At 61.0% G+C, this 21796-nt stretch carries 22 protein-coding genes; 14 read left to right on the top strand and 8 right to left on the bottom strand.

Annotated features, from left to right (window positions below):
- Window positions 1–12: 12 nt before the first annotated feature.
- The gene (locus JI744_RS01815) at window positions 13–591 is read right to left on the bottom strand and encodes a transglycosylase SLT domain-containing protein (protein ID WP_202657673.1); all 579 of its coding nucleotides are present in this window, start codon (window positions 589–591) and stop codon (window positions 13–15) included.
- A gap of 206 nt (window positions 592–797) precedes the next feature.
- Here JI744_RS01815 and hspQ point away from each other — a divergent pair, with 206 nt between their 5' ends.
- From hspQ to JI744_RS19035, 6 genes are all read left to right on the top strand, one after another.
- Window positions 798–1124: a heat shock protein HspQ gene (gene hspQ / locus JI744_RS01810; protein WP_202657672.1), complete on the top strand. Its 327-nt coding sequence runs from the start codon at window positions 798–800 to the stop codon at window positions 1122–1124.
- A 63-nt stretch (window positions 1125–1187) separates the two neighbouring features.
- A complete protein-coding gene (locus tag JI744_RS01805) occupies window positions 1188–1523 on the top strand; it encodes an STAS domain-containing protein (RefSeq protein ID WP_202657666.1) in 336 nt (111 codons plus the stop codon).
- Window positions 1524–1569: 46 nt separating this feature from the next.
- A complete protein-coding gene (locus tag JI744_RS01800; RefSeq protein WP_202657664.1) occupies window positions 1570–1959 on the top strand; it encodes an ATP-binding protein in 390 nt (129 codons plus the stop codon).
- Between the two features lie 226 nt (window positions 1960–2185).
- Complete coding sequence (locus JI744_RS01795; RefSeq protein WP_202657662.1) at window positions 2186–3757, top strand: gamma-glutamyltransferase family protein; 1572 nt, start codon at window positions 2186–2188, stop codon at window positions 3755–3757.
- A gap of 1 nt (window position 3758) precedes the next feature.
- Complete coding sequence (locus JI744_RS01790) at window positions 3759–4211, top strand: GAF domain-containing protein (protein ID WP_202657660.1); 453 nt, start codon at window positions 3759–3761, stop codon at window positions 4209–4211.
- Window positions 4208–4972, top strand: a complete 765-nt coding sequence (locus JI744_RS19035) for a GFA family protein (RefSeq protein WP_236019197.1) — start codon at window positions 4208–4210, stop codon at window positions 4970–4972. Before JI744_RS01790 ends, JI744_RS19035 begins: the two co-directional genes overlap by 4 nt.
- Window positions 4973–4981: 9 nt before the next feature.
- Here the strand turns inward: JI744_RS19035 and JI744_RS01775 are convergent, their stop codons facing one another.
- On the bottom strand, window positions 4982–5407 hold the full coding sequence (locus JI744_RS01775) for a VOC family protein (RefSeq protein ID WP_202657658.1): 426 nt from the start codon (window positions 5405–5407) through the stop codon (window positions 4982–4984).
- 90 nt (window positions 5408–5497) lie between these two features.
- Here JI744_RS01775 and JI744_RS01770 point away from each other — a divergent pair, with 90 nt between their 5' ends.
- From JI744_RS01770 to JI744_RS01755, 4 genes are all read left to right on the top strand, one after another.
- Entirely contained in the window at window positions 5498–6124 is a 627-nt protein-coding gene (locus JI744_RS01770; RefSeq protein ID WP_202657656.1) for a LysE family translocator, read from the top strand.
- A gap of 2 nt (window positions 6125–6126) precedes the next feature.
- Complete coding sequence (locus JI744_RS01765) at window positions 6127–7023, top strand: homocysteine S-methyltransferase family protein (RefSeq protein WP_202657654.1); 897 nt, start codon at window positions 6127–6129, stop codon at window positions 7021–7023.
- A complete protein-coding gene (locus JI744_RS01760; protein ID WP_236019196.1) occupies window positions 7020–7673 on the top strand; it encodes a pseudouridine synthase in 654 nt (217 codons plus the stop codon). Before JI744_RS01765 ends, JI744_RS01760 begins: the two co-directional genes overlap by 4 nt.
- Before the next feature lie 72 nt (window positions 7674–7745).
- The gene (locus JI744_RS01755) at window positions 7746–9353 is read left to right on the top strand and encodes an FMN-binding glutamate synthase family protein (RefSeq protein ID WP_202657652.1); all 1608 of its coding nucleotides are present in this window, start codon (window positions 7746–7748) and stop codon (window positions 9351–9353) included.
- Here JI744_RS01755 and JI744_RS01750 read toward each other — a convergent pair.
- Together JI744_RS01750 and JI744_RS01745 are read right to left on the bottom strand one after the other, a co-directional pair.
- Window positions 9348–11324, bottom strand: a complete 1977-nt coding sequence (locus tag JI744_RS01750) for an oxidoreductase (RefSeq protein WP_202657650.1) — start codon at window positions 11322–11324, stop codon at window positions 9348–9350. The genes JI744_RS01755 and JI744_RS01750 overlap by 6 nt on opposite strands.
- 125 nt (window positions 11325–11449) lie before the next feature.
- Window positions 11450–12895, bottom strand: coding sequence for an aldehyde dehydrogenase family protein (locus JI744_RS01745; protein WP_202657648.1), 1446 nt, complete (start codon window positions 12893–12895; stop codon window positions 11450–11452).
- A gap of 261 nt (window positions 12896–13156) precedes the next feature.
- On the opposite strand from JI744_RS01745, the gene JI744_RS01740 reads away from it, so the two are divergent.
- Window positions 13157–13813: a peroxiredoxin gene (locus tag JI744_RS01740; RefSeq protein WP_202657646.1), complete on the top strand. Its 657-nt coding sequence runs from the start codon at window positions 13157–13159 to the stop codon at window positions 13811–13813.
- A gap of 141 nt (window positions 13814–13954) precedes the next feature.
- Window positions 13955–14716 carry a sulfotransferase family 2 domain-containing protein gene (locus JI744_RS01735; RefSeq protein ID WP_328756687.1) on the top strand — a complete coding sequence of 254 codons (762 nt, stop codon included), beginning with the start codon at window positions 13955–13957 and terminating at the stop codon, window positions 14714–14716.
- A 10-nt stretch (window positions 14717–14726) separates the two neighbouring features.
- On the opposite strand, the gene JI744_RS01730 is transcribed toward JI744_RS01735, so the two are convergent.
- On the bottom strand, window positions 14727–15815 hold the full coding sequence (locus tag JI744_RS01730) for a rhamnan synthesis F family protein (protein ID WP_202657643.1): 1089 nt from the start codon (window positions 15813–15815) through the stop codon (window positions 14727–14729).
- Between the two features lie 132 nt (window positions 15816–15947).
- A complete protein-coding gene (gene pnp, locus JI744_RS01725; protein ID WP_202657642.1) occupies window positions 15948–18089 on the bottom strand; it encodes a polyribonucleotide nucleotidyltransferase in 2142 nt (713 codons plus the stop codon).
- Between the two features lie 264 nt (window positions 18090–18353).
- Between pnp and tspO the strand changes: the two genes are divergently transcribed.
- Complete coding sequence (gene tspO, locus JI744_RS01720; RefSeq protein ID WP_202657641.1) at window positions 18354–18800, top strand: tryptophan-rich sensory protein TspO; 447 nt, start codon at window positions 18354–18356, stop codon at window positions 18798–18800.
- A 64-nt stretch (window positions 18801–18864) separates the two neighbouring features.
- Here the strand turns inward: tspO and rpsO are convergent, their stop codons facing one another.
- Window positions 18865–19134 (bottom strand): 30S ribosomal protein S15, encoded by a 270-nt coding sequence (gene rpsO / locus JI744_RS01715; RefSeq protein ID WP_202657640.1) that lies wholly within the window; start codon window positions 19132–19134, stop codon window positions 18865–18867.
- A 270-nt stretch (window positions 19135–19404) separates the two neighbouring features.
- Between rpsO and JI744_RS01710 the strand changes: the two genes are divergently transcribed.
- Window positions 19405–20418, top strand: a complete 1014-nt coding sequence (locus JI744_RS01710) for a calcium-binding protein (RefSeq protein ID WP_202657638.1) — start codon at window positions 19405–19407, stop codon at window positions 20416–20418.
- A 410-nt stretch (window positions 20419–20828) separates the two neighbouring features.
- Here the strand turns inward: JI744_RS01710 and JI744_RS01705 are convergent, their stop codons facing one another.
- Window positions 20829–21671, bottom strand: coding sequence for a hypothetical protein (locus tag JI744_RS01705; protein ID WP_202657637.1), 843 nt, complete (start codon window positions 21669–21671; stop codon window positions 20829–20831).
- Window positions 21672–21796 lie beyond the last annotated feature (125 nt).

Genomic DNA, 21796 nt, shown 5'->3' with positions numbered 1-21796 from the left:
GCCGCCGACCAGTCAGCGGCAATATTCCAGTTGCTGGCGATAAAGTTCGGCGCGGCTGCCAACCTTGGCAGCCACATCGACCAGCCAGGGCTTGCCCAGATAAGACTGGTTGGCAAAGCCGGTCCGCCCCTCGTGATAGGCCAGATACTGCGATTCCGCATCACCCGGCGAAATGCCCAGCCGGTCGGTGGTGCCGCGCATGTACCAGCCCATGAAATCGGTAGCATCCTCGATCCGGTCGCGCCGCGCGCCGCGATGGCCGCTTTCGTCCTGATACTCTTCCCAGGTGCCGTCCAGCGCCTGACTATAGCCATAGGCCGACGATTGCCGCCCCATCGGAATGACCCCCAGCGCAAAGCGGTGCGGAGTGCGGGCATTGCCGACAAATTTCGATTCCTGATGGATCGCGGCCATCTGCACATGCACTGGAATGCCCCAGCGCCGCTCGGTTGCCTGCATCGCCCGCAAATATCCGGGCCGCTGACGCAAGATCGAACATGCGTCGTCAAGATCACGGGGCGCCGAAAAGTTCCCACCCCCACAAGAGGCAAGAGCCAGTAACAGGATCGACGCACGGAGAGTTCTGCTCATCTGCCCCTCGCGCATTCACTTTTGAGGGCACCTTAGGGGAAAAGCCCCCCAAGGGAAATGCCGCAACATCTGCAATCCGATCAGAATTCCGCGAGACGGGCCCCCAACTGTCGCCATCATGCAACGGTATTGTTTCCCCGACACCCCCGCCCCCGACATGGACAGCCCCCGCTGTCAGGAGTAAATATGAGGCTGGGGGTAGTGTTATGTTGAAGACCGACGCCAAGTATCACATCGGACAGGTGCTGCGCCATCGCAAGCATCCGTTTCGTGGTGTGGTCTTTGATGTCGATGCCATCTTCAACAATACCGACGCCTGGTACGAGGCGATCCCCGAGGAAAGCCGCCCGTCGAAGGACCAGCCCTTCTATCATCTGCTGGCCGAGAATGATCAGTCCTATTACGTCGCCTATGTGTCCGAGCAGAACCTTGTGCCGGACGAAACGGGCCAGCCCGTGACCCACCCCGATCTGCCCGACCTGTTCGGCGATTTCGAGGATGGTCGCTATCCGTTGCAGTTTCAGCTTAACTGATCGCGCTTACGCTTTGGTAACCTCTGCCGCTTAATCTGACGCTGTTCCCGGCGGAGGTGTCAGATGGATATTACGGTCGAAAAGCAGGGCAATTTGCTGCTGGCGCGCGTGGCGCAGGACCGCATCGATGCGGCCTGCGCAATTCAGTTCAAGGATCGGATGCGCGAAATTTCCCTTGAAGGTCAAGGGCGTGTCGTACTTGACCTGTCGCAGGTGACTTTTATCGACAGCTCCGGGCTTGGTGCCGTTGTGGCAGTGCGCAAGGCGCTGGGGGGAGAGCGCCCGCTGGAGTTGCTTGGCCTGACGCCCACGGTGCAAAAGGTGTTTCGCCTGACCCGGATGGACAGCATTTTCACCCTTCACGACCGTTGGGATGACGGTCTGCAAGATGCGGTGTGACTGTAAGGTTCCGATGGCATCGACTGAAGGGACGTCTCTGCACTTCTTGATTCCAGCGCAACCTGATGCGGTAAGCCTTGCGCTGCAACGCGTGATGCGCGCGCGCCAACTCACCATGCTGACGGCCGATGGCCGCAGCACGACAGAGTTGGTTCTGGCAGAAGTGCTGAACAACGTGGTCGAACATGCCTATGCCCGCTATCCGGGGGAAATAGAGCTGCGGTTGACCGTCGATCCCGCGTGCCTGCATTGCCAGATCATCGATTCCGGCCTGCCGATGCCGGAAGAGCGGTTGCCTGCGGGTGATCCGCCCAATCTGGGTGGCGACCTGCCAGAAGGAGGCTTTGGCTGGAATTTGATTCGTACCCTGACGACCGGGCTAGAATATCACCGGCTGGCCGGGCGGAATTATCTGCAATTCTCGCTTCCTGTGTGACAATCCCTGGCTGGTTGGCAGATTGTGGCTGATGCGCAGATTGTGCCGCAATTACGCCATTATTTTCCCGTCAATCCGCCCGGACCCGCTGAAAATCTGGCGTGGTAGCTGCATAAGGCTTCCCTCGGCGTCGCGGTAACAGCCCCCACCCAGTCCGCGATGCCGAGGTTCTCTAGGCTTGGCTTCTGCCGCGCGCCTCCCTAGGTTCGGCGGCGGAGGTACCCTAATGCGCGATTTCCATCTGCCCGGCCGCTCGGCCACCTATGCCGCCAACGGGATGTGCGCCACGTCGCATCCGCTTGCTGCCAAAGTCGCCATCGAGATCCTGCAAGCGGGCGGTAATGCCGCCGACGCTGCCATTGCAGGGGCGGTTCTTCTTGGCATTTGTGAACCCCAGATGACCGGGATCGGCGGCGATTGCTTTGTGCTGCTGAAGCCCGCCGGGTCAAATGACATTAGTGCCCTGAACGGGTCTGGCCGCTCGCCTGTCGGCCTGTCGGCCGATCAATTGCGCGCCAAAGGCCTGCAAAAGATGCCGATTCGCGGGATAGAGGCGGTGACGCTGCCCGGTGCGATCGACGCCTTTTGCCGCCTGAATGCCGATTGGGGTGCCCTTGGGCTGGACCGTGTTCTGGCCCCGGCCATCCGCTATGCCGAAGAGGGCGTGCCCGTGGCCCCGCGCGTCGCCTTTGACTGGGCCGAAGATGCCCCCTGCCTGCAAGGTGACGCTCGCCGCCACTATCTGATCGACGGACAGGTGCCGGGCCTTGGCCAGACTTTCCGCGCCCCGGGTCAGGCCGAGGTGTTGCGTCGCATCGCCGCCCAGGGTCGCGCCGGGTTTTACGAAGGCGAGGTGGCCGAAGACATGATCACCTCGCTGCGTGCGCTTGGCGGCAGCCATAGCTTGCAGGATCTGGCGGCGACGCAGTGCGACTGGACGGAGCCGGTGACGGGCGAATATCATGGCGTCGAACTGGTCGAACATCCGCCGAACGGGCAGGGTGCGACCGCGATCCTGATGCTGAACATCCTCAAACACTTTGACCTTGCCGCGATGGACCCCTTTGGCCCCCAGCGCGCCCATATCGAGGCCGAGGCCGCCAAGCTGGCCTATGACGCCCGCAACCGCTTTATCGCGGAAACTACTTCGCGGCTGGACCATATGCTGGCCCCCGAAACGGCGGCGAAACTGGCCGTGCTGATCAACCCCAACCGCGCCATGGACCGCGCTGCGCCGCTGACCGAGGCCGTCCACAAGGACACCGTCTATATCACCGTGGTAGATCGCGACGGCATGGCGGTTTCGCTGATCTATTCGATCTTTTGGGGTTTTGGCGCGGGTCTTGCCTCGTCCAAGTTCGGCATCAACTTTCAAAACCGGGGAGCGGGGTTCAGCCTTGAACCCGGTCATCCGAATGAGGCGGCGGGCGGCAAGCGCCCGATGCACACTATCATTCCCGGCATGCTGAAACGCGACGGGCGGGTGATCATGCCCTTTGGTGTGATGGGCGGCGCATATCAGCCCAATGGCCATGCCCGCTTTGTCACAAATCTGGTGGATTACGGCATGGACCTGCAATCTGCCATCGACGCCCCCCGCTGTTTCAGCGGCGAAGAGGGGATGCAGGTCGAGCGCGGTTATTCGCAGGCCGTGCGCACCGAACTGGCGGCCATGGGCCATCAGGTGTCGGTGCCGCACGATCCGATCGGCGGGGCGCAGGCCATCCTGATCGATGACAGCGGCGTGCTGATCGGCGGCTCCGATCCACGCAAAGACGGCTGCGCTTTGGGGTACTAAGATGAATTATGATGAAGTCACGGACTCGATCCGCGCCCTTTGCCACGGCGAAACTGACGCCGTCGCGCTGATGGCGACTGTGGTGTGCGAAATTCACAACCACCACCCCTTTGCCGACTGGACGGGATTTTACCGTGTCGTTGCACCAGAGTTGCTGAAGATCGGGCCCTATCAGGGCGGGCATGGCTGCCTTGTCATCCCGTTTGCGCGCGGGGTTTGCGGCGCTGCGGCCCGCACCGGCCAAATTCAGAACGTGCCCGATGTCGAAGATTTCCCCGACCATATCGCCTGTTCCTCGACCACGCGGTCGGAGTTGGTGCTTCCGGTCTGGAACGGGGCAGGGCAGTTGCTGGGCGTGCTGGATCTGGACAGCAACACCCCCGCCGCCTTTACCAAGGCCGATGAAGACTGGCTGGTGCCCTTGCTGGCCGAAGTTTTCTACGAGGCGGCATGATGCGCGGCTCTTGCCTGTGTGGCGGCGTGGTTTTCGATGTGAGACCTCCGTTGCGCGATGTGGTCGCCTGCCATTGCACACAATGCCGCAAGCAATCGGGGCACTATTGGGCGGCAACTTCGGTGCCGCATAACCACTTTCATCTGGTCGAAGACCGGGGCCTTGCGTGGTATCGCGCCTCGCCCGAGGCGCAGCGCGGCTTTTGCCGCGACTGCGGGGCCTTTCTGCTGTGGCAGCCGGAAGGAGAGGCGCGCATATCCCTTGCCGCCGGCGCCCTGGATGGCCCGACTGGCCTGCACATAGAAAGCCACTGGTTTGGCGAGGTCGCGGGCGATTATTACAGCCCCGAAGGCCCGCCCGCAGCGCCCACACTGGCAGAAACCTTGCATGGCTCGTGCTTGTGTGGTGCCAACCGTTTCAGCCTGCCCGGTCCGATGGGAGCCGTCTGGTCCTGCCATTGTTCGCAATGCCGTAAACTTTCAGGGCATTATGCGGCCTCTTTCGACACAGAGGAGGAGGCGATGGACTGGCAGGCTCGCCACGTTGCCGAACATATAACGGATGGCGGTAGCGCGCGTGGCTTTTGCCCCGATTGCGGGTCAAGCCTGTATTTTCGCGCCTCGGACGGCAGTTTTTCGGTCGAGGCGGGCGTCATCGACAATCCGACGGGCGGACAGATTTCGCAGCATATCTTTGTGGCCGACAAAGGCGATTATTATACCCTTGATGACGGTCTGCCGCAGGCGGTGGGGCGCGACTAACCTGCCGTATCAGATCCGCCGTGACGGCACCCAAGCATAGCCTGCCGGGCACAGGATGACCGCCTCGCGCAAGCCGTGGCCGGGCTTGTCGGTCGGTGCCTGTAGCACAATCGCGTTTTCCAGCCGCGCCGCCCGCTCTGCCGCAAGGTCGGGGTCTGCTTCGTGCAGGCGCAGCTCTATCCCAGCCCCACGCGGTCCGGCCACTGGCAAAAGGGCGCTCAACGGGTGATTGGCAAAGGTGGCATCCGAATGCAGTTGGAACGGTTGCCCGCCATGCAGCACAATCGCGAACGCATCCGACAGCCGGTGCACCGCCATGTCGAAAACCAGCGCCAGAAAGGCTGCCTCGGCCCGCACATCGCGCACCAGAAGGTTGATGCTGATCCCGGTTAGCGCATGGCCGAACTGGGCGGCGGGAACGGTTTCATAATCCATCGGGCACCTCTTAGCCCAGCCTTGCCGCAATGCACCAAAAGGTCAAATCAGCTTCTTGATCTTCGCCATTACGCACCCGATGGTGCGGGCATGTGGGACCATATCGCCTTTCTGACCGCCGACCAGTTCCTGACCTTCCTGATTGGCGGGCTGGTGGTCAATCTTGCGCCCGGTCAGGACATCGTCTTTGCCACGGCCTGCGGCGTGCAGGGCGGCCCGCGCGCCGGGGTGGTTGCGGGCCTTGGCGTGGGCGTTGGGGTATTCTGGCACATCGCGCTGGCGGCTCTGGGCCTGTCGGCGCTGGTCGCGGCCCATCCGGCGGCGCTCTCGGCCATTCGCTATGCCGGGGCGGCGTATCTGTTATGGATTGCGGTCAAAAGCTGGCGCGCGGGCGATCTGCCTGAAGGGCAGGGCACGCCCTCGCTGACCCGCGCTTTCCTGCGCGGCATCCTGTCGAATGTGCTCAACCCTAAGCCGATCCTATTCTTTCTGGCCTTCCTGCCGCAATTCGTGGTGCCGGGGGCGAACCTGCCGGTCTGGCAGCAGATCGTCATTCTGGGCGGTATCTTTGCGTTCAATGGCACCTGGACAACGGTGGTCTTCGGCGCATTGGCGGGATATGCGGGCAACGCTATCGGCGCGCGCATGGTGTTCGTGAACAAGCTGGCGGCGGTTCTTTTCGCGGGCCTTGCCGCTCGCCTGATCCTGACGAGGTAATCATGGCTGAAATCACCCTGCTGGATGGCGGTATGGGCCAGGAACTCATCGCACGCTCAGGCGACAACCCCGGTGCCCTATGGGCGACGCGCGTGATGATTGACCACCCCGGTCTCGTGCGGGAAATCCATCAGGATTATTTTGCCGCCGGGGCCTCAGTTGCCACCACCAACACCTACAACATCCTGCATGACCGGCTAGAGCCTGTTGGACTTGATGCCCTTTATCACGCCCTGCATCTGCGCGCGCTGGCCGAGGCGCATGAGGCCAGGGCCCACGCTGGGCGCGGCCTGATTGCGGGGTCAATGGGGCCCTTGGGCGAAAGCTATCGCCCCGATCTGACGCCCCCGGTTGCCGTTTCAACCGCCCTTTACGCCGAAAAGGCGCGGATCATGGCACCCCATGTCGATGTAATCCTGATCGAAACCATGTCTTCGCTGGATCTGGCGCGCGGGGCCTTGGCCGGGGCGCAGGCGGCAGGGGTGCCGGTCTGGCTGTCGGTTTCGGTCGATGACCGCGATGGCAGCCGTCTGCGCTCGGGCGAACCCGTTGCTGGCCTGCGCGAGGTGATTGCCGAACATCCGACGGCAGCGGTTCTGGCCAATTGCTCGCTGCCCGAGGCGATGCTGGCAGCCCTGCGCGAACTTTCCACCCTTGGCCTGCCCTTTGGTGCCTATGCCAACGGGTTCAGCGAAATCTCGGGCCTGCCCCTGCCTGATGGCGGGGCGGCACCTGATTATACTCACCGCCACGACCTGACGCCCGAACGCTATACCGCCTTTGCGCTGCAATGGGTTGATCTGGGGGCCACCATCGTTGGCGGCTGTTGCGAGGTTGGCCCCACCCATATCCGCCACCTTGCCGCTGCCCTGCGCGCCGATGGTCACACCATCCGATGAGGATCGAATTCACCTACACCCCGCCCGATGTGCCGCTGAATATACTGTATCAGGACGCGCAGATCATCGTAGCCAACAAGCCCGAGGGGCTGCTGTCGGTTCCCGGCAAGCTGGAAGGGCGGGCCGATTGCCTGATCACCCGGTTGCAGGCCGAATACTGGGATGCGCTGGTGGTGCACCGGCTGGATTGTGACACATCTGGCGTGATGATCTTTGCCCGGACCAAGCAGGCGCAGGGATTTCTGGGGCAAGAGTTTGAACATCGCCGCGCGAAAAAGACCTACGTCGCCCGCGTTCTGGGCGAGGTGGCGGGCGAGGCGGGCCGGATTGATCTGCCCCTCTCGGTCGATTGGCCGAACCGTCCGCGCCAGATGGTCAACTTCGATCAGGGCAAACCGGCACTGACCGACTGGCAGGTTATTGGCCGCGCCCCCGGTGAAACCCGGATGCAGCTTTCGCCGCTGACCGGGCGCAGCCATCAGTTGCGCGTGCATATGCTGGAGCTGGGCCATCCCATTCTGGGCGACCAGATCTATGCGCCGGAAACACGCGCCGACCATTCACGCCTGATGCTGCATGCCGAAACTCTGGGGCTGCATCACCCTGAGACGGGCAACTGGATGAGTTTTACGGCAGATTGTCCGTTCTGACCGTCACATTTCCCCGTTAACCTGCCCGAAATCTGGGCATGATGAACATGGCCCGAACGGAGACCATGCCCGATGAAAACCGCGTTTGAACTGCGCTATGCGCTTTTGACCTGGCCTGCGATCTTGCTGGTGCTTGCGGTTTTGACGGCGACACTGTGGCCCGGCGGGCGCGCGGGGCTGGAGGTGGTGGCGCTGGTGCTGGCGGCTGTTGTGGCTGTCGGGGTTTATGACCTGTTTCAGACGCGCCACGCGATCTTGCGCAACTATCCCATCGCCGCCCGGCTGCGCTTTTTGCTGGAGGGTATCCGGCCAGAGATGCGGCAGTATTTTTTTGAGGGCGACAAGGATGGTGCGCCCTTTGCCCGTGACAAGCGTGCGATTGTGTATCAGCGCGCCAAGAAGGCGTTGGATAAGCGGCCCTTCGGCACGCAGCTTGATGTTTATCAGGACGAATACGAATGGCTGCACCATTCGCTGGCCCCCCGCCCCCTGGCCAAGGCTGAAACGATGCGGGTGCAGGTTGGCAGCTATTCCGCCTCTCTGTTGAACATTTCCGCGATGAGCTATGGGGCGCTGTCGGCCAATGCGGTGCGCGCCCTGAACCGGGGCGCCAAGGCGGGCGGGTTTTACCACGATACAGGCGAGGGTGGCATTTCCCCCTATCACCGCGAAGGCGGCGGCGATCTGGTGTGGGAGCTGGGATCGGGCTATTTCGGCGCTCGGGCCGCAGATGGCGGGTTTGATCCGGCCCGTTTTGCCGAAACCGCCAAGGACACCCAGATCAAGATGATTGAGGTGAAGCTGTCGCAAGGGGCCAAGCCCGGCCATGGTGGCGTGCTGCCTGCCGCCAAGATCACCGAAGAGATATCGGCCATTCGTGGCGTGCCGATGGGTGTGGATTGCGTCTCTCCTTCGGCCCATCCGGCCTTTTCAACGCCGGTGGGCCTGCTGGAGTTTACCGCCCGCCTGCGCGACCTGTCGGGCGGCAAGCCTGCGGGGTTCAAGCTGTGCATCGGCCACCCGTGGGAATTTCTGGCGATCTGCAAGGCAATGGTGGAAACCGGCATCACCCCCGATTTCATCGTGATCGACGGGAAAGAGGGCGGCACCGGCGCCGCCCCGTTGGAATTCATGGACCATGTGGGCATGCCGTTGCGCGACGGGTTGTCCTTTGCCCACAACGCGTTGATCGGCGCCGGGCTGCGCGACAAGGTGCGCATCGGGGCCAGTGGCAAGATCACCACGGCCTTCGATATGGCGCGGATCATGGCGCTGGGCGCCGACTGGTGCAATGCCGCGCGCGGCTTCATGTTCGCCATCGGCTGCATTCAGGCCCAGTCTTGCCACACCGGCCACTGCCCGACGGGGGTGACCAGCCCCGACCCCGCCCGCCAACGCGCCTTGGTGGTGCCCGACAAGGCCGAGCGGGTGGCGAATTTCCACAAGAACACGCTGCATGCCTTGGCCGAACTGACCGCGGCGGCGGGGGTGGACCACCCCGCGCAGCTGATGTCGCACCACTTTCAGCGCCGCATCGGGGCGACGACCGGGGCGCTGCCGCTGTCGGACATCTACCCCACGCTTGCGCCGGGCCAGCTGCTGGCTGACCCTGCCTCGGCCAAGGGTTTTGCCAAGGCCTGGGCCATGGCGCAATCGGGCAGCTTTGCGCCTGCCCTATAGGGCAAGCGCCAGTTTGCGGCCTTCGTGAAAGGCATAGGCGGCAAGCCTGGGGGCCGAACAATCGCCGATCCGGTGGGTGTCTTTACCCGCAAACGCCTCGGGCCAGGGGTCGAACGACCGGTTGGTGGTGGACATGATCAACCCGCTGGCAGGCAGGGTTTCCTCTGCCCCGGTCAGCATGTTCTGCACCGTGACCCCGTTGCCGTGCCAGGCCGACAGGCTGTGTTCGGTCAGGAACCGCACGCCCAGCTTGGCCATATAGCGCCGTGCAGCGCCGTCGGCGGCGGTGCGGGTAATCTCTTTGCCCACCATGGCTTCGGGCGTGACGATGGTGACCTTGTGGCCGCGCTCAGCCAGCGCCCAGGCGGTGCCGACGCCGCGCCAGTTTGACCCTTCGTCATACACCACAACCGCATCGCCCAGCCGCGCCTCGCGCCGCATGGCGGCCTCGGGCGACCAGACGCCACCAAGGCCGATGCCGGGCAATTCGCCCAGATCGGGGCGCCAGCGTTGAAACCCGGTTTCATCCGGCAGCGACCCGGTGGCCAGAATGACCGTATCGGCGGGATGGGACGCGATTTCGTCTTCGTCCAGAAAGGTGTTCAGCCGCAGGGTCACGCCCAGTTTGGTGAACTGGCGTTCGTACCAATCCATCAGATCGATGATCTGCGCCCGGCGCGGTTGCTGGCCCGCCAGTCGGAACTGGCCGCCGATCACGGGCAAGGCCTCAACCACCTCAACCCTGTGCCCGCGCTCGGCAGCGGCCCGCGCCGCCTCCAGCCCCGCAGGGCCCGCGCCCACCACCAGAACGTTGCGCGCGGTGGTGGCGGGGGTGAACCTGTCGCCACCCCATTCCCATTCCCGCCCCGCAGAAGGGTTGATCAGGCAGGAAATCCAGTAGTCCCGGCTGCGCCGACCCCAGCACATCTGGTTGCAGGAAATGCAGCCGCGAATATCCTCGCTGCGGCCTTGGGTGACCTTGGCGGCCAGATGCGGGTCGGCGATTTGGCCGCGGACAATCGAAACCAGATCCGCCTCGCCCGAGGACAGGATGGTTTCGGCATTGTCGGGGGTGCGCACCCCGGCCTCGCTGGTAATCTTCGCATGTTTGACCAAGGCTTTCAGCTGCGCCGTCATCGGGGTGGTCAGCTTTTCGCCATGGGTGAAGGGCGGGATGATCGCGTCGAATTCCAGATAGCTGCCGGCGCCACAGGTCACATAGTCCACATGGCCGGTGGCATCATGCAGGCCGATGATTTCGCACATGGATTCTGCTTGCAGCGCCACTTTGTAGCCGGGCGCATAGCTGATCGCCAGACCGACGATGAAATCCTCACCACATTCGCGCCGGATACGATCAATCAATTCGCGCGAAAACCGGGTGCGGTTTTCAAGGCTGCCGCCCCATTTGTCGTCGCGGGTATTTGACCACGGCGTCCAGAACTGATCGACCAGCGAGTGATAGGCGGCCCAGACCTCTACCCCCTGCCAGCCGCAGGCCTTGGCGCGGCGGGCAGCAGCGGCATGGGCCTCCAGCAACTCCTCGATCTCGGTTTCCGTCATGCGGTGAGAGCCGTCGCTGTCGTGATAGCTTGGCCCGCCCGAGGGCGACCAGTGTGGCTGAAACGACAGGTCAGAATCGCCGTGCGCGCCGACGTGATACAATTGCTGGATCGCCACCGCCCCCGCCTCGCGGATGCGGGTGGTGATCTTCTGGAAATGCGGAATGATCGCATCGCTTTCAGGCAGCACATTGCCGCGCGTCAGCACCCCGGTGCGATGTACGGGCACCGGCTCGCACACCACCATCGCCGCGCCGCCAAGGGCACGTTCGACCAGATAATTCTCCATCCGGGGGCCGGGCAGGCCCATATCGGCCATGTTGTTGGTATGGGCGCCAAAGACGATGCGGTTGCGCAGGGTCTGGCCGCGCAATTGCAGAGGAGAGGTCAGGCGGGGGTGCTGGCTCATGGGCGTGCTCCGGGGTTGCCGGGTGATCTCGCCAAAAATCGACACATGTGTCAAGTTCTCTGTTGCAGGCAACAAAGAAAAAGCCCCGGCGCAAGGGCCGGGGCTTTTGGGTATGTCTGGCCGGTTTACTCGGTCGCCGGGTCCCAGCCAGAGATGGCCTTGACCTCCAGGAATTCTTCCAGCCCCCAGACGCCGCCCTCTCGTGCCCGACCGCTGGATTTCACCCCGCCAAAGGGCGATCCGGCGGCGCGGCTTTTGCCGTTCATCTGCACCATGCCCGATTTCAGGCGCAGCGCCATGCGGTTGCGCTTGGCCCCGTCTTGCGACTGGACATAGTTGGTCAGGCCATAGGGTGTGTCATTGGCGATGCGCACCGCCTCTTCCTCGCCGTCAAAGGGAATCATTGCCAGAACCGGGCCAAAGATTTCCTCGCGTTCAATCGTCATGCCGGGGGTGACATCGGCAAAGATCGTGGGCTTCACATAGAAACCCCGGTTAAAGCCGTCGGGCAGGCCCGGGCCCCCGGCAACCAGCCGCGCGCCTTCGTCGATGCCCTTCTGGATATAGCCCTGAATCTGGTCCCACTGGCGCTTGTTCACCACCGGGCCGATGTGGTTGCCCTCTGCGCTGGCGGGGCCAACCTTGATGCTGTCAGCAACCTGCGCGGCGATTTCCACCGCGCGGTCATAGATCGGGCGTTCCACCAGCATGCGGCTGGGTGCGTTGCAGGACTGGCCGGTGTTGTCCATCATGTGGCGCACGCCGCGTTCCACCGCTTTGTAGTCGGCATCGGCAAAGATCACATTGGCGCCCTTGCCCCCCAGTTCCAGCGTGACCCGCTTCAGCGTCTGTGCGGCGGCAACGGAAATCGCCTTACCCGCGCGGGTTGATCCGGTGAACGAGATCATTTCAACATCCGGGTGGGTCGAAAGCTGGCTGCCAACGCCCGGCCCGTCGCCGTTCACCAGGTTGAACACGCCCGGAGGCAGGCCTGCGTCATGGCAGAACTCGGCAAAGATCATCGCGTTCAGCGGGCTTTCCTCGGACGGTTTCAGCACACAGGTGCAACCCGCCAGAATCGCCGGAATGGCCTTTAGCGCGATCTGGTTCATCGGCCAGTTCCAAGGCGTGATCAGGCCCACCACGCCAATCGGCTCCAGCGCGATACGGTCGTTTGGGGCGTGCGGGCCCAGCGGGCGCACCCATTCCAGCGTGTCGAACGCGGTCAGAAAGTTTTTGGTGTGCAAGGGCAGGCAGGGGGCCTGCTGGGTGCGGGCATGTTCCAGCGGCGAGCCCATCTCAAGGCTGATGGTGCGGGCCAGTTCTTCCTTGCGGGTCTCGTACTGTTCCAGAATGCGGACGACAGCGGCGCGGCGTTCTGCGGGCGGCGTTGCGGCCCAGCCGGGAAAGGCGGCCTTGGCGGCGGCAACGGCGGCATCGGTATCGGTCTGGTCGCCCAGACTGATGATCGCCACCTCTTCCTCGGTCGAAGGGTCGATCACGGCGCAATCGCGCGCTTTGGCGGGGGCAACCCAGGCCCCGTTGATGTAGAATTCGCGGCGGATGATCATGGCAGCCCTCCTGTTGCGCGGCAAAAAATGGCATTCTGCGTGCGGCGGCGCAAGCGGGTCTGCGCCAAATTTGATCAAATCGCGACAGTCTTCACCGTTCCCCGCGCCCTGCCCGCAGGGGAAGAATATTCCGTATCCGCAGTCGGGTCTGGCAAATCATCATTCTTTTTGTTCAGATGGTGCGCGACGGGTGAAACTTCGTTCCAAAACCGCTATATCGCAGCCACAAACACCCCAAACTAACCCCCCAAGGAGATCGCCATGGGTATCCGCATCAACGACATCGCGCCGGATTTCACCGCCGACTCGACCGCTGGCACCATCCATTTCCATGAGTGGCTGGCCGATGGCTATGCCATCGTCTTCAGCCATCCGCGCGATTTCACACCCGTTTGCACCACAGAATTCGGTGCGGTTGCCCAGCTGGCCCCCGAATTTGCCAAGCGCAAGACCAAGGTGATTGGCGTATCGGTGGACTCGGTCGAAGACCACGGCAAATGGAAGCGCGACATCGAGGCGTTTGCCGGTGCCCCCGCCGATTTCCCGATCATCGACGATACCAGCCTGACCGTGGCCAAAGCCTATGACATGCTGCCCGCCGAATACTATTTGCCCGCCGAAGGTCGCACCCCGGCCAACACAGCGACGGTGCGCACCGTCTATATCATCGGGCCGGACAAGAAGGTGCGGCTGACGATGACCTATCCGATGTCGGTGGGGCGGAACTTCGCCGAAATCCTGCGCGCATTGGATGCGGTGCAAGCCACCGACGGCGTGCCCTTCGCCACCCCAGCCAACTGGGTGCCGGGTCAGGATGTGATCGTGGCGCTGTCGGTTCCGACCGAGGATGCCAAGGCCAAATATGGCGAGCTGGACATCAAGCTGCCCTATCTGCGCTTTGCCAAGCGTCCGGTATAAGCGTGCCATGTTCGACGTGGCGGCCGGAGGACCGGCCGCCATACTGGGCAATTCAAACCTTCCGCGGTGCGGAGGTTAATTTTCTTTTAATGTGCGCTGGACGAGAAGCGGGTTCTCTCGCATCATCCGAATCTTCGTTTGATGCCAAGGGCCGACTTCGTGATCATAAGCCACTCCAAACGCTTCCTTCTTGTTCGCCCGAGAAAGGTCGCAAGCTCGTCCGTGCAATGGGCCTTCATGCCGCATCTTGCAGCAGGTGATCTGGTGATGGGCGTCAATGTTGACGATCTGGAAAACCCGCTACCGACACAGGCCCAGGTTGGGCACTACAGCAAGGGTTGGCCACGGACGATACGGGTACATTCCTCGCTGTCGCGTCTGGTTCATGTGATGGGTGAGGACATCTTGTCCTACAAGGTTATCACCCTCGCACGAAACCCTTGGGATCGCGCGGTGTCAGAGTTCTATGACAACTACCGGAATACCGACATAAAGAGCCATCCACTTGAGGTGCAGCGAGAGACGTTTACCCGGTTTGTTCACAAGGTGTCGCGCTTGACCTTTTCGCGCCGCTTGATCGACAGGCTTGAAGGGCGCAATCGGGCCTGTCGCATGGTTCAGTCCGAACTATGCAATTATAAGGGAAGATTCCGGGCTGATCACGTGATCTTTTACGAGAGCCTTGGACATAACATTGCCGAAGTCGGCAACGCGCTGGGTATTGACCTTAAACTTCCGACACAAAAGGCAAAAGGTGAATGGCGCGCGCCAGCCAGCCGCGATTGGCGCAGCTTTTACACCGATGAAACGCGCGCGTTGATTGCGCAATGCTGCCGAGTTGATATCGATCTTTATGGCTATCAGTATGATGGTGATCGGCTGCCAAATCTACAAAATGTATGACTGGCGCCTTTCACGCTGCATCCCAGGTCATAATCTCTGAGCGCACGACATCTGGAAGCAACATGGCCATTCCTGCACGTGAAATTTCAGCGCGTTGCAAGCGATACATCGGTTGGCGGTCCTTTTTCAGAATCGGACAATGAAGATTCTGTATAAGGGCTAAGGGATGCGCAATCAGGAAATACTTGCCAACTTTCCCTTGATCGATCAGCGCCTCCACCTTTTCACGCCATCCTGGTTCGCCACTGTGCCCCATGAGGCCGCCCACACTATGAATTGATCGTGTATCGACCTGAATCTGATAGTGCAGCACATCCTCCAGTTCGGCATTGCTAAGAGCTTTGAGCGCGGTTTGCATGTCTGACATCCGATACAGCGGCTCGATGCTGAAACCCTTGGCACGAAATGCTTCTGTCAGCTTCATTTCACACTGGCGGATGACCATGAATTTGTTGTCGGTTAGCAGAATATTTCGCCAGTAATCTAAAAATATGGGGTCGTTCACAAGCCGAGGACTGAAACGGTAAAAGTAAGACTGCAAATGCGCCCTATGCGCCTGTTTTGGCGTTTCATTCAGGTAGATGCCATAGATATCCGATTTGGACTCCAGGGCGCGATCCAAAAGCGTGCAGTCATTTGAGACAGGAAACCAGATGCTGTCATTTTTGACGAACAGATTACGGATCTGCGCACCGCGTTCGGACAGCACCAGAATGCCTTCGCGGTAACCGCCAAAGTCATAGCCAAAATTCGGTCGTTCGATCACCAAGTGGCAGTGCGCTTGCAACAAGCCACGGTCAGCGACCGAAAGCGGGCAGTTCGAGATCACGACCGGAGATATGCCATTGGTGGTAAAATGGGTCAGCTCTTCAATCAGCGAAGGCAGAATCCCTTTGGGTTGAAATATCAGGATGACGGCAACATCGGGGCACAAAGGCTGATTGCCCTCGGTCACCGAAACCAGCTTGTGACGGTTTCTATCATAACTTGCGCGCCGCATGGCCCCGAAAAACAGCCACTCAACCTGACTGACCTGTTGTTTCAGCCGCAGCCATTCACGTTGAATTTTCCAAGAGGGGAGTATGGAACGTAAGCTCATGATTATTACCATAAACAACTTTAGATTGAATTTTTTGCACCTCTTTCATCTATTATAAGTTGTGAAAGTTGCCAAGCGACAAAGAAAAAGGGGCCGCAATCGCGGCCCCTGATCGGCGAAAAATGACCGATGTCAGCCTTCGGCCGACTCTTCCTTCTTCTCGGCGATTTCCTCGCCGGTTTCCTGATCGACCATCTTCATGCCAAGGCGCACCTTGCCGCGCTCGTCAAAGCCCAGCAGCTTGACCTTGACCTCTTGGCCTTCCTTCAGGATTTCATTCGGATGGGTCAGGCGCTTGTTGGCGATCTGGGACACATGCACCAGACCATCACGCTTGCCGAAGAAGTTCACAAAGGCGCCGAAATCGACCAGCTTCACAACTTTGCCGGTGTAGATCTGGCCCACTTCCGGCTCTGCCACGATCGACCAGATCATGTCATAGGCCTTCTTGATCGCCTTTTGATCGTTCGAGGCGATCTTGATCATGCCGTCATCGTTGATATCGACCTTGGCGCCCGACACTTCAACGATTTCACGAATGACCTTGCCGCCAGAGCCGATCACTTCCCGGATCTTGTCGGTCGGGATGCTCAGGGTCTCGATCTTGGGGGCATATTCGCTGAAGCCTTGCGGGGCCGACAGCGCCTTGCCCATCTCGGCCAGAATATGCAGACGGCCGTCTTTGGCCTGCGCCAGGGCCTGCTCCATGATCTCGGGCGTGATGCCCGCAACCTTGATGTCCATTTGCAGGCTGGTGATGCCCGCTTCGGTGCCCGCGACCTTGAAGTCCATGTCGCCGAGGTGATCCTCGTCGCCCAGGATGTCGGTCAGCACGGCCCATTTGCCGTCATCTTCCAGAATCAGGCCCATGGCCACACCGGCAACTGGCGCCTTCAGCGGAACGCCCGCATCCATCATCGACAAGCTGCCACCGCAGACCGAAGCCATCGAGGACGAGCCGTTCGATTCCGTGATCTCGGACACGACGCGGATGGTGTAGGGGAAGTCGGTCGGCGCAGGCAGAACCGCCTGCAACGCGCGCCATGCCAGCTTGCCATGGCCGATTTCGCGGCGGCCGGGCGAACCCACGCGGCCAACTTCGCCAACCGAATAGGGCGGGAAGTTGTAGTGCAGCAGGAAGTTTGACCGATAGTTGCCGTTCAGCGCGTCGATGATCTGCTCATCTTCGCCGGTGCCAAGGGTGGTCACAACCAGACCTTGGGTTTCGCCGCGGGTGAACAGGGCCGACCCATGGGTGCGCGGCAGGATGCCGGTTTCCGCGATGATCGGACGGACGGTCTTGGTGTCGCGCCCGTCGATACGGATGCCGTTTGCCACGACGTCGCCGCGCAGGATCGCGGATTCCAGTTGCTTGATCGCCGAACCAAGGTTGGCGTCCTTCTGGTCTTCTTCCGACAGGGCGGCCTTGATCGCGTCAACCGCAGCGCCGATGGCGTTGGTGCGGTCCTGCTTGTCGCGGATCGCAAAGGCGGCGCGCATCTGGGTTTCGCCAGCCGCTTTCACCTTGCCATAGATCGCCGAGATGTCGGGGGGCGAGAAGTCGAAGGGTTCCTTGGCCGACAGTTCGGCAAAGTCGATGATCAGGTCGATCACCGGCTGCATGGCGTCATGGCCGAACTTGACCGCGCCCAGCATCTCGGCTTCCGACAGCTCATAGGCTTCGGATTCCACCATCATCACGGCGGTCTTGGTGCCTGCGATGACCAGATCAAGCCGCTGCTCGGGCTTCATGCGCAGTTGGGTCATGTCATCCATGGCCGGGTTCAGCACATACTGGCCGTTGGTGAAACCAACGCGCGCGGCGCCGATCGGGCCCATGAACGGCACGCCCGAAACGGTCAGCGCGGCCGAAACGGCGATCATGGCAACGATGTCGGGGTCGTTGTGCAAGTCGCAAGACAGCACGGTCGCCATGACCAGCACTTCATGCTTGAAACCTTCAACGAACAGAGGGCGGCAGGGCCGGTCGATCAGACGCGAGGTCAGCGTCTCTTTCTCGGACGGGCGCGCTTCGCGTTTGAAAAAGCCGCCGGGGATCTTGCCGGCCGCATAGTATTTTTCCTGATAATGCACGGTCAGGGGGAAAAAGTCCTGGCCGGGCTTGGGCGATTTCGCAAAGGTCACGTTGGCCATGACCGAGGTTTCGCCCAAGGTGGCGATAACCGAGCCATCTGCCTGACGGGCAACCTTGCCGGTTTCCAGAGTCAGCGTTTCACCGCCCCACTGGATTGATTTCGTTGTGGTATGGAACATCTAGCATCCTCTTGGAAGCACTCCCGGCCCCTGCCGGGTCTTCCGTGTATGGCGGCCCCATTGCCGCCTCCCCCTATCCTTTGCATGCGGCCGGGGGGGCGGCCTCACGTCACAGATGGCGGGGGCCATACAGGAAAAAGTGGCGGATGGGAAGTGTTCGATCAAATCCCGGGCCCCATTGCGCGGCTTCATTGCTGGGGTGGCGGGTTGCGGCAGGCGGGCGATGCCCTACCTTAAAGGCAAATCAAATTCGCGGAGACCGCCATGATCTTCCTCACCCTCCTGTTCGCCTGTGCTGCTGCGGCGGCGTCTGGCGTGATCTTTCCGCCGGGCGAGTGGTATCGCGGGCTGCGGCGAGCATCCTTCACACCGCCCAATTGGGTGTTTCCGGTTGTCTGGACCACGCTTTACATCCTGATTGCCTGGGCGGGTGCGCGGTTGGCAGTGGTGCCGGGGGCGGGGCTGGCGCTGGCCTTGTGGTCGGCTCAGATTGCCCTGAACACCTTGTGGACCCCGGTTTTCTTTGGCGCGCACCGGGTCAAGGCGGGTATGGGTATTCTTGCGCTGCTGTGGCTGGTGGTGGCTGGGCTGATCGTGGTTGCCTTCGGGCTCGACTGGGTCGCGGGCCTGCTGCTGTTGCCCTACATCCTCTGGCTCAGCGTGGCGGCGGCGTTAAACTGGCGGATCTGGCGTGACAATCCGGCAGCGTAAGCCGAGCAAAGGAAAACGCCCGCAGCTTGCGCTACGGGCGTTTCAATCCGAAAACCGGATACGCTTAACGGCGCAGGCCCAGACGGGCGATCAGCGAGGTGTAGCGTGCCTCGTCCTTGGACTTCAGATAGTCCAGCAGTTTGCGGCGCAGCGCGACCTGCATCAGAAGGCCACGACGCGAGTGGTTGTCCTTCTTGTGCGACTTGAAATGCTCGGTCAGGGTAGCGATGCGCGACGACAGGATCGCAACCTGAACTTCGGGCGAACCGGTGTCGCCTTCCTTGGTCGCGTATTCCTTGATCAGGCGGGCTTTTTCTTCGACGGTGATCGACATCGGATGTCTCCTTGCGGTTTTGGGTGACGGCACAAGCCGGGATGTCGTCCAGCAGGGCCCTTGGCTCCCCGTCAGGGGATGGCGGCGTATAGGGGAAATCGGGCGAAAAGGAAAGCCCGTTGTTGCCGTTTACCATCCTGCCAGATTGCAGGCCGGATCATGGCACTTTGTGCTAGGATCATGCCTTGGAAGCCATTGGTTTTCAAGCGGTTAATTTCTGGCAATCAACCTCGCGGCCCCACCCCTGGCCAACGGGAGACGGAGGCGTAAGTGCTTGGTCTGATCGGTTTGATGGGGGCATTGGTTGCGGGCATAATGGTCGACTCGCTGGTTCCGGCCAGCCATGATGGCCCGGATGGGGACGAGGGGGATACCCCGGATACCCACGAAGAGCCGGCGTCACTGGGCGACATTCTGGCCGATGATCCTGTGATCTCGCCCCCTGCCGCCCTGGAAGATGGCATGCCCCATTCCGACGACATCCCCTCCACCGCTGACCCCGCGGAGGATTGGACCGGAGGGCAGGGGGATGACATCCACTCCGCGCACGGCGGCGATGACAATATCAGCGGCGGCGCGGGGCAGGACTTGCTGGGCGGCCGCGACGGCGATGACACGATTGATGGTGGCGCTGGCCATGACGCCGTAGAGGCCGGGGCGGGGGACGACCTCGTCTTCGGTGGGGCGGGGAACGACCTGCTTCATGGCAACGATGGCAAGGATGACCTTCAGGGCGGCGCGGGTGATGACCGGCTTGCCGGTGGCGAGGGCGATGACAGCCTGACCGGCGATGAGGGGAATGATGTGCTGGAAGGCGGCGGCGGAAATGATGTGCTGTCGGGCGGCGCGGGGGATGATGTGGTGTCGGGCGGTCGCGGAAATGACTGGCTGCAAGGCGGCGCGGGGCAGGATACACTGGAGGGCGGCGACGGGAATGACGCGCTGTTTGGCGGCGAGGGGGCGGATTTTCTGAACGGCGGGACGGGCGCGGATGATCTGCACCTGGGGGCCGATGACTGGGGGAATGGCGGCGAGGGCGAGGACCGCTTTCTGCTGGATGACCTGAATTTGGGGGCGGGTGAGATGGCCCATATCAGCGATTTCGACCCGCAGTTGGACCATCTGGTGGTCTATTACGACGCCGTGGCCCACCCCGCGCCCGAGCTTTCCTTGTCGGTCGATCAGGCGGGCGAGGTGACGATTCTGATGGACGGGGTGCCACTGGCCGCGCTGTCAAACGGGGCGGTGCCGGACCTTTCCAGGGTGGAGTTGCGGGCGGCATGAAGCGAGGCCCGCAGGGAAAACTCTGACCCGGATTTCGCGAGTGAAATCCGGGGTAAGGTATTGGAAAGGCTTTGGTTTGTGTTTAATGTTAAGGGTTTGGAAAGGTTTGTTTGAGGCCATTGGCAGGCCGGATTGCCACCCTTGCAGAATTTCGGCGATATGACGAAATTCTGCTGCGTCCGCCCCCCGGGCGGCGGACGCATTCGCGCCCACCGGGGCGGCCCCATCAGAATTTGGCACCGTTGGCGTGGGTGGATAACCCCTTGCCCTTCGGCCGCTGGCCTTCGGTCAACGGCGCGGGCATCCGTCCACAGGACGGCTGCCTTATCGCGCCGGGGGGCCTCACTCACCACATCGCATAGAACGACGTTAAACTCGTGTTTAAAAAGCAGCGTCTGACACTCAAGCCGTCAGTCTGGCAGATCAATTACATCGTGAACATTTGTTACTTTGTAAGCTATTGCCCTTTCACCTTTCTGTATAACAATCACATCAACAACAAACCCCTTCTTAAAAATATTATCGTCAGCCTCTCGGATTTCATGCTTTATTCTCTGCTCAGAAAGCTCTGATGCATAAATAAGTGGGATATCGCGATTGTCTATTTCTGGTATTAACACCCGTTCTCCACTACGCTTCTCGGTAGGAGCATCCTTGATGTCGGAGCGGGTAAATACCATAAGAACCCGTTCAACGGAGCGGTCCGACTTGGCTTCGATTCTCTTGTACTCAGCGTCAATTTTTTTAGATGCTTCTAGAGCTTGCCCTGTAGAGAACTTAAAGGCCGCCCTAACTTGACGTTTTCCGTCTTCAAAAGTAGCAGCTTCTAATTTTGATGATCCATTAGGGTCTCGTGCGATGGCCTCCATGGCATCTGAAAATGTTTTCAGGTCGGATTTTCCAAAGCTAGGCGGGATAGAGCCGGAAGCCAGCTTCTTTATCCTCTCTCCCCATTTTTCCACAAATTCGATTGCTTGCCAGACTTGATCTACATGAGACGCTATGATGGGGAGTGCTGGCGCCACTACAGGTATCAAATCAGCAATGATTGACCCTGATCTAACCTGTTTAACGAATATGACGGCCTCATCCTCCAGATCGTCATTCTGTTTGACGCTTCTTCGGTACTCTGCCGCTAAGGAGGTAAAAGCTCCCACAAAAGCTGAAAGCTCGATTGGCTGTGAGTTCTCGATTGTAAGAGTTAATACTACTGGCGTATCGCGTGTGTCGGGTAACAAGGTCGCTTCAGCCAATTGACTCCCCTATTGTCAGGTTTCTCTATGGTATTTTCTACCTCTGCGACCCTACATTGGGTAATAAAAAATCCAAAGCAAAAAAGTAAACGCCTGCCCGCGAAGGCTTTCGCGGGCGTTCGGCA

Origin of the sequence: Fuscibacter oryzae (genome assembly GCF_016765795.1) — a bacterium.
GTDB classification, from domain to species: Bacteria; Pseudomonadota; Alphaproteobacteria; order Rhodobacterales; family Rhodobacteraceae; genus Fuscibacter; species Fuscibacter oryzae.
The sequence above is the reverse complement of the archived record's forward strand: the minus strand, read 5'-3'. Positions and strand labels throughout refer to the sequence as shown.

Coding starts and splice junctions, on each gene's coding strand:
- JI744_RS01815 (WP_202657673.1), bottom strand. CDS start 591: ATGAGCAGAACTCTCCGTGCGTCGATCCTGTTACTGGCTCTTGCCTCT.
- hspQ (WP_202657672.1), top strand. CDS start 798: ATGTTGAAGACCGACGCCAAGTATCACATCGGACAGGTGCTGCGCCAT.
- JI744_RS01805 (WP_202657666.1), top strand. CDS start 1,188: ATGGATATTACGGTCGAAAAGCAGGGCAATTTGCTGCTGGCGCGCGTG.
- JI744_RS01795 (WP_202657662.1), top strand. CDS start 2,186: ATGCGCGATTTCCATCTGCCCGGCCGCTCGGCCACCTATGCCGCCAAC.
- JI744_RS01790 (WP_202657660.1), top strand. CDS start 3,759: ATGAATTATGATGAAGTCACGGACTCGATCCGCGCCCTTTGCCACGGC.
- JI744_RS19035 (WP_236019197.1), top strand. CDS start 4,208: ATGATGCGCGGCTCTTGCCTGTGTGGCGGCGTGGTTTTCGATGTGAGA.
- JI744_RS01775 (WP_202657658.1), bottom strand. CDS start 5,407: ATGGATTATGAAACCGTTCCCGCCGCCCAGTTCGGCCATGCGCTAACC.
- JI744_RS01770 (WP_202657656.1), top strand. CDS start 5,498: ATGTGGGACCATATCGCCTTTCTGACCGCCGACCAGTTCCTGACCTTC.
- JI744_RS01765 (WP_202657654.1), top strand. CDS start 6,127: ATGGCTGAAATCACCCTGCTGGATGGCGGTATGGGCCAGGAACTCATC.
- JI744_RS01760 (WP_236019196.1), top strand. CDS start 7,020: ATGAGGATCGAATTCACCTACACCCCGCCCGATGTGCCGCTGAATATA.
- JI744_RS01755 (WP_202657652.1), top strand. CDS start 7,746: ATGAAAACCGCGTTTGAACTGCGCTATGCGCTTTTGACCTGGCCTGCG.
- JI744_RS01750 (WP_202657650.1), bottom strand. CDS start 11,324: ATGAGCCAGCACCCCCGCCTGACCTCTCCTCTGCAATTGCGCGGCCAG.
- JI744_RS01745 (WP_202657648.1), bottom strand. CDS start 12,895: ATGATCATCCGCCGCGAATTCTACATCAACGGGGCCTGGGTTGCCCCC.
- JI744_RS01740 (WP_202657646.1), top strand. CDS start 13,157: ATGGGTATCCGCATCAACGACATCGCGCCGGATTTCACCGCCGACTCG.
- JI744_RS01735 (WP_328756687.1), top strand. CDS start 13,955: ATGCCAAGGGCCGACTTCGTGATCATAAGCCACTCCAAACGCTTCCTT.
- JI744_RS01730 (WP_202657643.1), bottom strand. CDS start 15,815: ATGAGCTTACGTTCCATACTCCCCTCTTGGAAAATTCAACGTGAATGG.
- pnp (WP_202657642.1), bottom strand. CDS start 18,089: ATGTTCCATACCACAACGAAATCAATCCAGTGGGGCGGTGAAACGCTG.
- tspO (WP_202657641.1), top strand. CDS start 18,354: ATGATCTTCCTCACCCTCCTGTTCGCCTGTGCTGCTGCGGCGGCGTCT.
- rpsO (WP_202657640.1), bottom strand. CDS start 19,134: ATGTCGATCACCGTCGAAGAAAAAGCCCGCCTGATCAAGGAATACGCG.